Here is a 9,053-nt window from a genome sequence, read left to right on the forward strand (position 1 = left end):
GGCACCATCTTCCGACTCACCTTTTCCGAACTCCACTATCCTCAGAGGATTTGACCATCGATGACTAAGATCCTAATCGTTGAAGATGAATTGCTAATTGCCCAAGGGTTAGCCCGAAAGCTGGTCAAGATGGACTATCACGTTGTTGGGATTGTGTCCTCTGGGAGAGACGCCATTCGCCACGTTGATGACGATCCGCCCGACGTTATCCTGATGGATATTGTGATCAAAGGAGACATAGACGGTATTGAAACAGCACGTCAGATCCAAAGCCGCAACAATATTCCCATCATCTACCTCACAGCCTATGCCGATGATGAAACGTTGGAGCGGGCCGAACAAACCGGATCCTACGGCTATATCCTCAAGCCCTTCAAAGAGCGTGAAATCCATGCGGCCATTAAGATGGCGCTGAAGAAGCATCAAGAAGCGCTAGCCTTGCAGGCGTCATTATCCGCTATACAGTCCTTGAGCGATGAAAAATCTCGCCAATTGGCGATCGCCGCCCACGATTTTCGCAATCCCCTCTCTACTATCCGCATGTCTGCCGAGATCCTCCAGGACTATGGTGAATCGCTGGATGCAGAAAGGCAGACCGAATGTTTTGAGCGGATTCAAGGAGCGGTGTCTACCATGAACAATCTCCTCGAAGATATCTTGGTTCTCAGTCATACCGAAGCGGCAACCTACGAACTTTGTCCTCAACAGGTGGATATCGTAGCTTTCTTTGAGGATATGATTCATCAGTTTGCGCTAGCCATCCAGAACACCCACCATATTCAGCTCGATGCCCCCCAGTCGTGTCCGATTGTGATCCTGGATGAACGACTGCTCCAGCATATTGTGCTCAATCTGTTGTCCAATGCCATCAAATATTCTCCATCCGGCGGGACAATTCATCTTGACGTAACCCACGAGCAGGATCGGCTAACGCTGTCTATTTCCGATCCCGGCATTGGCATTCCGGATGAGGATCAACATCTGCTGTTTCAGCGCTTTAAGCGAGCATCAAATGTCGGCGAAATTCAGGGGACTGGGCTAGGACTGTCCATTGTTCACCAAGCCGTTGAACTTCACGGTGGAGAGATTCAGGTTGAAAGCAAAGTGGGAATAGGAACTCGGTTTACGGTGATTCTGCCGTGTGACGATGCATTAGCGTAGAGGATGTCTTTACCTATAAGGCGTGGGCGATCGCTGTACAACACTCCTCAACCGACGCACGCCGCTCCAGCGCTGACACTAAGGCATTGTAGGCCGCTTGATGATTTTCCAGAAGCGTGGTGGCCTGTAACGTTGCCCACCGCTGTTTGAGTTCCGCTTCAGAACTGGGACGCCGAAGCTGTGACCAAAGAATTTGGATCGTTTGGCGATCGTCGGCTCCGCCCTCGACATTTCCATAGAAAGATTGCTCTGCCGCAATGCCCGCCATCCAAACAGTGCAATAGCGATCGACTAACTGCACCGATAGCTCATTGTTGGCCAGTTGTGCCTCTAGGGCTTGACTATCAAAACTGACCCCTCCGAGGCCGGGTTGGCCTTGCTTTAGTGCGTCCCAGGCAGTCAGGGTGTAGCCTGTAACCGGAATCTCCAACAGGTATGCCACCAGAAAATGTCCAGCTTCATGACGAATAACCCGCTGGCGATGTTCTGGCGAAAAATTGGCAACCCAGTCCAGGAGCAACGTTCCCCCCCGTCCCTGCCATTGCAGGGTATCCACGGTAGCAATGCTCAGCATCCCAAAGGCAGCGATCGCCGGAACCACAGGCGAAATCTGCACCAATGGTCCTACGAGACTGAGGATCACCAGCGAGAAGATGGCGATCGCGACTAAATTGAGGGTAGTGTTACTCACAGGCGTTTATCGATACGGTCTTCTTTTTTTATAGCGTGAAATTGATGGATTCTCGAAATCGCCCCACGGCCTAAGTCCCAATAAAATCCAACGCTCAAAACTCAGAATGACCGGATGCCTTGAGCAACGGTTGAATGAGCAGACTCAACAAATACACTGCTCCGGCGACCAAAATAATCGTGGCACCAGAGGTGAGGTTGAGGAAATAGGATAACCCTAGCCCAACGGTCGTAAAGATCATTCCCAAGAAACTGGCGAGTACCATCATCTTTTTCATATCTCTGACAAACTGAGCACTGGTGGCGGCAGGCATCGTTAACAGCGCAATCACCATAATCAGCCCCACCACCCGCATCATCATGACAATGGTCAGCGCAATCATACACAGCAACGTCAGATAGATGGCATCGACAGGAACATTGACCACCGTCGCGAACAGTTCATCAAAGTAAATCGCCAAGAGTTCTTTATAAAACAGCACGGCTAGGGTAATGATGATCGCATCCAGCACCAGCATAATGATTAAATCGCTGAACGAAACGGTCAAAATGCTGCCAAACAGATAACTCAGGAGATCGGCTTTGTAGCCCTTGGTTAAATCAATCAGGATAATACCGATCGCCATGCCAATCGCCCACATCACCCCAATAATCGTATCGGCCCGTTGTTGGGTTTTGCGCTGCACCATGCCCATGCCCAGGGCAGACACCACGCTAAATAGAATCGCACCCAGGACGGGATTAAATTGGAAAAAATAGCCTAACCCAATGCCGCCATAGGCCGCGTGGGCAATGCCGCCACTAATGAAAACGATGCGGTTCACCACCACAAAGGTGCCAATTACCCCACAGGCAATGCTGACCAGAATTCCCGCCATGAGCGCATTTCGCATAAAGTCAAACTGCAAGGCTTCAATCATGGCTGGACGTCCTCCGTTCGATTTCCTCGGATAGATGCTGGGGAAAGACCCGGTGGGGAACTCCGTGGGCAATTAGATCTACAGGGCATTGATAGACCATTTCCAGCATTTCTGGCGTGATTTGTTTCTCGCCGTGGTAGAACAAGCGGCGATTCAGGAAACCGACCGTTTTCACGCAGGAGGCGATCGCCCCAATATCGTGGGAGATCATCAAAATCGTGATGTGCTCATTCAGTCGCTTCAGCAACTCGTAAATATGGCTGCCAATGTGCGGATCCACCCCGGCCACGGGTTCATCCAGCAGCAGAATGCTCGGTTCTACGGCTAACGCCCGCGCAATATAGACCCGCTTGCGCTGCCCACCGGATAATTCTCCCAAGGGGCGATCGCGCAGTTGCAGCATCTCCACGCTCCGCAGTGCTTCTGCCACATAGTGGCTGTCTTTGGTGGTATAGGTATGCAGCAGGCGACGTTTGCCCAAACGACCCATCATCACCACATCCCAAACCGTGATCGGAAAAGCCCGATCAAACTCGATACCTTGGGGGACATAGCCCAGGTAGCGTCATCCCTGCTGGGGTCGCTGCCCCATAATCAGCACCTCACCCCGCATCGGTGGCAGCAGCCCCAGCAGCACCTTAAACAACGTCGTTTTGCCGCTACCGTTTGGGCCAATCAGTCCAATAAAGTCCAGGTCTTGAACAGACAGGTTGATATCTTCTAGAACGGGTTCCTGATTGTATCCGGCCCATAGATGCCGAATTGAAATTACTTCCAGGGGGGTAGCGGGTACATCCACAGATTTGAAGATCCTTACACTGGGCGGATTAATGGTGAAAAAGACTGAGAGGATATTTATAACGTTATCTGTCATGGATCAAAGCGTTGTCGATCCCCCTAAATCCCCCTACCCTTCGGGAAGCCGCTTTGCGTCTATAAAAAGGGGGACTTTAAGGCTATCTCCCCCCTTCTTAAGGGGGGCTAGGGGGGAACAAGGCGCACAGAGTCTCCGTCAAGAACTGGTGTATACACCGTAGCTCAAAGGGTGAGGGCTGCAAGCTGAGATGTCCCCCTAACCCCTTTTGGGACGGCGATCGCGCAACCGTTCGGCGGTTCGTAGGATTTGCCCCGCCAAGACTGCCGCCCCAAAGCCGTTGTCAATGTTCATCACCCCCACCCCAGAGGCACAGGAATTGAGCATGGTAAGCAAGGCCGACAATCCCCCAAAACTGGCACCATAGCCAACACTGGTGGGCACCGCGATCACAGGACAATCCGCTAATCCGGCAACGACGCTGGGCAATGCCCCTTCCATTCCGGCGACCACAATCAGCACATCGGCCTCGCGAATGTAGTGTTGGTTCTGGAGCAGCCGATGAATCCCCGCCACACCCACATCCCAAAGCCGCCTGACGTGGAAGCCAAATAGCTCGGCAGTGACGGCGGCTTCTTCAGCAACGGCAAGATCGGCCGTTCCGGCAGAAATGAGGGTTACGGTTCCGGCATAGCGCGGTTCGATTCCCGTTGGGGCGATCGCACAAATCCGGGCGAGGTCATAGTACTGCAAATCCGGGAGATAGCGATAGCGCTTGATCTCAATGTAAACGTCGTAGGGAATCCGGGTCGCCATCACGATCGGGTTCTGTTCCGCCAAGGACGCCATGATTTTGGCAATTTGATCCGGGGTTTTTCCTGGCCCCCACACCACCTCTGGAAAGCCCGTACGGAGCAATCGCTGGTGGTCTAGTTTGGCGAACTCTTCGATCGGCTCGTAGCTCAACACCTTGATCTGATCCAGGGCAGCATCGGGACTCGTTTGACCTTGAGCCACCGCGTCTAGCAACTGCCGCAACATCCCTAAATCCGTCACTGCTTTTTATCTCCCTGATCGTCTATCTTCAACTCGTGGATGTTCCACAATCCCCAACTGGGCAAGCTGGAAAATTGCACATTTTGCAGGCGATCGCGCACGGACATCATCGCAATTTCCTGAACCAGATGGATCACCGGAAGCTGCTCTTGGACAATGCGTTGAAACTCAGCATAGATCTGTTTGCGCCCCTCCTCATTGAGTTCCCGTGCCCCGGCATCAAAAAGCTGATCAATGTTTCGCTCCCAGTCACTGACCACCCAATTCTGAATCGGCTCTTGTCCGGGCTGTGCCCCCAGATTAAAGAGATGGGAACCCCCCGTACTTTTCCACAAGTTTGCGCCGGAATGGGGTTCGATACTGCCCGTAAAACCGATCATAATCGTATCCCAGACGCGGCTTTGGGTCAGTTTCGAGACCAGCGTACCAAAATCAATGGGGCGAAAGTCGATCTGAATCCCAAGTTGTGCCAAATTGTCTTTGATTTGGGCACCCATCGCCTCCCGGATCTGGTTGCCTGTATTGGTTTCCAGAGTGAAGCTCACGCGATTTCCATCGGGATCAAGCAGTTCCCCTTGGCTGTTCCGCTGAAAACCTTCTGTCTCTAATAATTTACGCGCTTGCTCCAGATTGTGTTCATAAACAGGCAATCCCTCCTCTGGAGAGAGATAGTAGGGACTTTGCACCGACACCGGAGAATTCTGAGGTTCACTGATGCCCCGAAAGACGTTGTTAATGATGCGATCGCGATCGATGGCGTAGGCGATCGCCTGCCGAAACCCTTGGCGTTGAAACCACGAGGCCTTGACCGGATCGACAAAGGGTTTGCCCTGGGCATCGGTCGCCTGATTCAGGTTAAATACCAGAAACGTAGTGCTAGACCACGGCCCCCCAATCAAAATTTGGAACTGCCCCCGCTCCTCCTCGCGCTTCAACAGTGAAAAATACTCCGGCTTCAGCGGTCGGGTATCGCCCAACACATCCAAGCTACCGGAGCGAAACTGGAGCAGTGCCGTATCCGTAGACTCCACCACCTCCCACACCACCCGATCAATGTAGGGCCGCTGGACGCCTTGCTCGTCCACCTGCCAGAAATAGGGATTGCGTTCAAAGATCAAGCGCTGTCCCGGTACGCAGGATCGCAGGCGATAGGGGCCATTTACCACGAGGTCGTCGGGCGGTGTATTGGTATCCCAGGTGGAGAGAAATAGAGGATTCCCGTCTTTGTCTAACGTACTCACCGCATCCTCTAGGATATGACGCGGCAAGATCGCAATTCCGCCTGCGGTCGGTGGCCCTACGGTTGCCCGCAGCAAGGGCGCAAAGGGTTCTGGCAGTTGAAAGGCCACCTGGCGATCGCCCACCTTTTCCACTGTGGGTAACGCACCCGATGCCCCAATCCGAAACCCGTCGCGGCTATCCGTGGGAATCTTGTCATTGAAGATCACGTCCCGGTAGGTAAAGACGACGTCATCCACCGTCAACGGCTCTCCATCCGACCATTGCAACCCCTCCCGCAGCGTAAAGGTAATCCGGGTTTGATCGGGCGATATCTCCCAGGATTCCGCTAATTCGGGCCGTACCTCCCCCGTCAAGCCATCCTCGGTGGTCAAGCCCCGATGGGTGAGTAAAAAGATACTCGGAAATTCCTGATTCAGCGGTGGATTAAAGGTTTTAACATCGCTGAGAATGCTCAGCACCAGTTGGGATTGATCGGAGGTTTTGCTTTGCTCCACCAACATTCGACAGCCCATAAGCGAGATCAAAAGGGCGATCGCCAGTCCCACTAGGAGCGATCGCCCCATTCCTCGCCGTCTATCATTGGCGAGCCACGCCACGCAGGTCATCGCAGCATCAACAATCAGCACAAATCGGGTACGGACAGAGATCACGATTTTTAAATCAATTAAAGGGACGTAGGGGCGGTTTCGTAATCAAACCCTGGTCTTGAGCACTGTCTATCGGCTAGACCCGCCCGTACCCATTTAGGAAACAGGTTCAGCTTGGGCGGGTTCCGATCCGTTGACAATCTTGAGTTCATAGATATTCCATAGGGAAGGCCAATCTGGAATCGCGGAATAGTCCACGCCCTGAATCGTATTCCGCACCGCCCCCATCACCAGACCGTTGATCAAGTAGACAAACGGTAGATTCGTTTGAATCACAACCTGCGCCTTACCATAAATTTCTTTGCGCTTAGCCTCGTCTAGCTCTTGAGAACCGAGGACGAATAAATCCGCAATTTCCCGCTCCCAGTCCGCAAACACCTGCCCTTGAATGGGGGGATCGCTGGGCTGAGGTTGGAGGTTAAAGGTGTGCAGCATCCCGTCCAACGCCCAGATCGTCGAATAGCCGTGGGGTTCGATGCCACCCGTAATTCCGCCAATGTAGGCGTCCCAATCCATCGTGTTGCGGAGCCGATCCAGCAGCGTATTGAATTCAATCGCCTGGAAGTCTACCTGCATCCCAATACGGCCTAAATCTTCCTTAATTTGGGGGCCAATGGTGTCTGCCACTCGTCCCCCCGTATTCGTCAACATCGTGAAGCGGACGGGCGTTCCCTCAGCGTCCAGCAGTTGTCCTTGGGCGTTGTACTGGAATCCTGCCTGAGTTAACAGAGTCTTGGCTTTCTCAAGGTCGTAATCATACACGGGTAATCCCTCTTCTGGTGATAGATAGAAGGGACTTTGTACAGGCAACGATGAGTTCAACGGTTCCCCAATCCCCAAAAAGACGTTGTTGATCATCTTGGGACGATTGATGGCGTGGGCCACCGCTTGACGAAACGCAACCGTATTAAACCATTTGGATTTCTTGGGATCCACTAAGGGCTTTCCATCTCGGGAGGCTTTATTGAGGTTAAAGCAGACAAAGAAAGTCCCGGTATCGGGTCCCCCTTCATAGATCGTGAAATTACCCCGCTCTTCCTCCCGTTTCAGCAACATGAAGTTCTGGGGCGAAACGCCTAGCGTATCTACCCCCCCTGACCGAAATTGCATCAGTGACGTATCGGGTGAGTCTACGATCTGCCAAATGAACTGCTCTGCGTAGGGTAACGGTTCTCCCGCTGGCCCTTTCCGCCAGTAGTAGGGATTGCGTTCAAAAATGAGGCGTTCGGCAGGTTTGTAGCTCACCATGCGGTAGGGGCCACTGCCGATAATCTCCTGTGGATTGGTATCCGTTCCCCAGGTGCTGATAAACAGTGGTTGACCCTGGGCATCCGTTGTTTTAATGGATTCTTCGAGCGCATGTTTCGGCAATACGTAGGCTCCTCCCATGTATTCCAAGAAGGGCGCAAAGGGTTCCTGAATCTTGAATTCAACACGGCGATCGTCGATTTTACGCACGGAGGGCAAGGTTTGACTTTGCCCAATCCGGAGAATATCCCGCGTGGGGGCTGGAATCGCTTCGTTGAGATAAATGTCGTTAAAGGTAAAAATGATGTCATCTGCGGTGAACGGCTCCCCATCCGACCATTGCAATCCCTCCCGCAGGGTAAAGGTCACGCTCAAATTGTCGTCGGACATCTCCCAGGATTCGGCGAGATGGGGTTCCAACTCGTTGGTGTTGAGGTTGCGTTCTAGGAGGGAGTCGTAGATGAAGTAGAAAACGCTGGGAAAGGATTGATTCAGGGCGTAGTTGAAGGTTTTGGGATCGGTGGAGGAGGCGATCACAATGCGAGGAACCTGAGCGGACGCCTGCTTAAACTGATCGATGCTACAGCCTGTGATGCCCAAACTGAAGGCGATCGCCAGTACTATGCTCAAACCTCTCACGAACCATCGTCGAAACCGTGCCATGAAACCTTCAATTGCCATGTCCCACGCTCAACCCTACTTATCTCGGCACTACATGTTTTGATCTAAAGCGAGGGAAGCACTCCTGACCGACAGGGTGCGATCGCCCACACTATAGAGATCGTAGTTCAGTGTAGCGCATCCCTTCTGGGCGCGGGTAATTCCGGGATGGTGCTGTTTTGGGATGAGTCTAGGGGCGATCGCCTCTAGACTACGATCGTTATCCAGTGCTGCCTAGGGGCAAAACTAGGATTAGAGGATCAGGAATCGCACCGTCATATATATCCCAGTCGTGATAATTTGAAGCACAGCGATGGGAATACCGTAGCTCAAAAACACCCGAAACGACATCGGCCTGCCGTGCTGTTCCGCAATCCCCGCCGCCACGATGTTAGACGATGCTCCCATTAGCGTTCCGTTACCGCCTAGGGTTGCGCCATACATCATGGCAAAGAAGAGAGGCATCACTTCAAGCGGCAGTTGCCCGGTGAAGTCACTCCTGAGAATCCTAGCGTCACATCACATCCTTCAGACGCTGGCGGTGACCCCTCATCCGCTTGCTCCGCCAATCGCTGTTGCCAACGCAGAATGCTGGAATCAGATGTGTGGAGCACT

At 52.8% G+C, this 9,053-nt stretch carries 6 protein-coding genes and 2 pseudogenes; 1 reads left to right on the forward strand and 7 read right to left on the reverse strand.

The features are described from left to right. The first annotated feature begins 60 nt into the window (after positions 1-60). Positions 61-1,161: a response regulator gene (locus tag IGR76_09390; protein ID MBF2078717.1), complete on the forward strand. Its 1,101-nt coding sequence runs from the start codon at positions 61-63 to the stop codon at positions 1,159-1,161. 13 nt (positions 1,162-1,174) lie between these two features. On the opposite strand, the gene IGR76_09395 is transcribed toward IGR76_09390, so the two are convergent. The 7 genes and pseudogenes from IGR76_09395 to IGR76_09425 form a co-directional block, all read right to left on the reverse strand. Next, positions 1,175-1,852 carry an ATP-dependent Zn protease gene (locus IGR76_09395; protein MBF2078718.1) on the reverse strand — a complete coding sequence of 226 codons (678 nt, stop codon included), beginning with the start codon at positions 1,850-1,852 and terminating at the stop codon, positions 1,175-1,177. Between the two features lie 94 nt (positions 1,853-1,946). Beyond that, positions 1,947-2,771, reverse strand: coding sequence for a metal ABC transporter permease (locus IGR76_09400; GenBank protein MBF2078719.1), 825 nt, complete (start codon positions 2,769-2,771; stop codon positions 1,947-1,949). Then, positions 2,764-3,645: pseudogene (locus IGR76_09405) on the reverse strand (metal ABC transporter ATP-binding protein). Before IGR76_09405 ends, IGR76_09400 begins: the two are co-directional and overlap by 8 nt. A gap of 198 nt (positions 3,646-3,843) precedes the next feature. After that, positions 3,844-4,641 (reverse strand): nickel pincer cofactor biosynthesis protein LarB, encoded by a 798-nt coding sequence (gene larB, locus IGR76_09410; GenBank protein ID MBF2078720.1) that lies wholly within the window; start codon positions 4,639-4,641, stop codon positions 3,844-3,846. After that, positions 4,638-6,488: an ABC transporter substrate-binding protein gene (locus IGR76_09415; GenBank protein MBF2078721.1), complete on the reverse strand. Its 1,851-nt coding sequence runs from the start codon at positions 6,486-6,488 to the stop codon at positions 4,638-4,640. The genes larB and IGR76_09415 overlap by 4 nt, the downstream gene beginning before the upstream one ends. 138 nt (positions 6,489-6,626) lie before the next feature. Beyond that, entirely contained in the window at positions 6,627-8,441 is a 1,815-nt protein-coding gene (locus tag IGR76_09420; protein ID MBF2078722.1) for an ABC transporter substrate-binding protein, read from the reverse strand. 249 nt (positions 8,442-8,690) lie between these two features. Next, positions 8,691-8,933: pseudogene (locus IGR76_09425) on the reverse strand (transporter). Positions 8,934-9,053: the final 120 nt, after the last annotated feature.

Origin of the sequence: Synechococcales cyanobacterium T60_A2020_003 (genome assembly GCA_015272205.1) — a bacterium.
Lineage (GTDB): Bacteria > Cyanobacteriota > Cyanobacteriia > RECH01 > RECH01 > JACYMB01.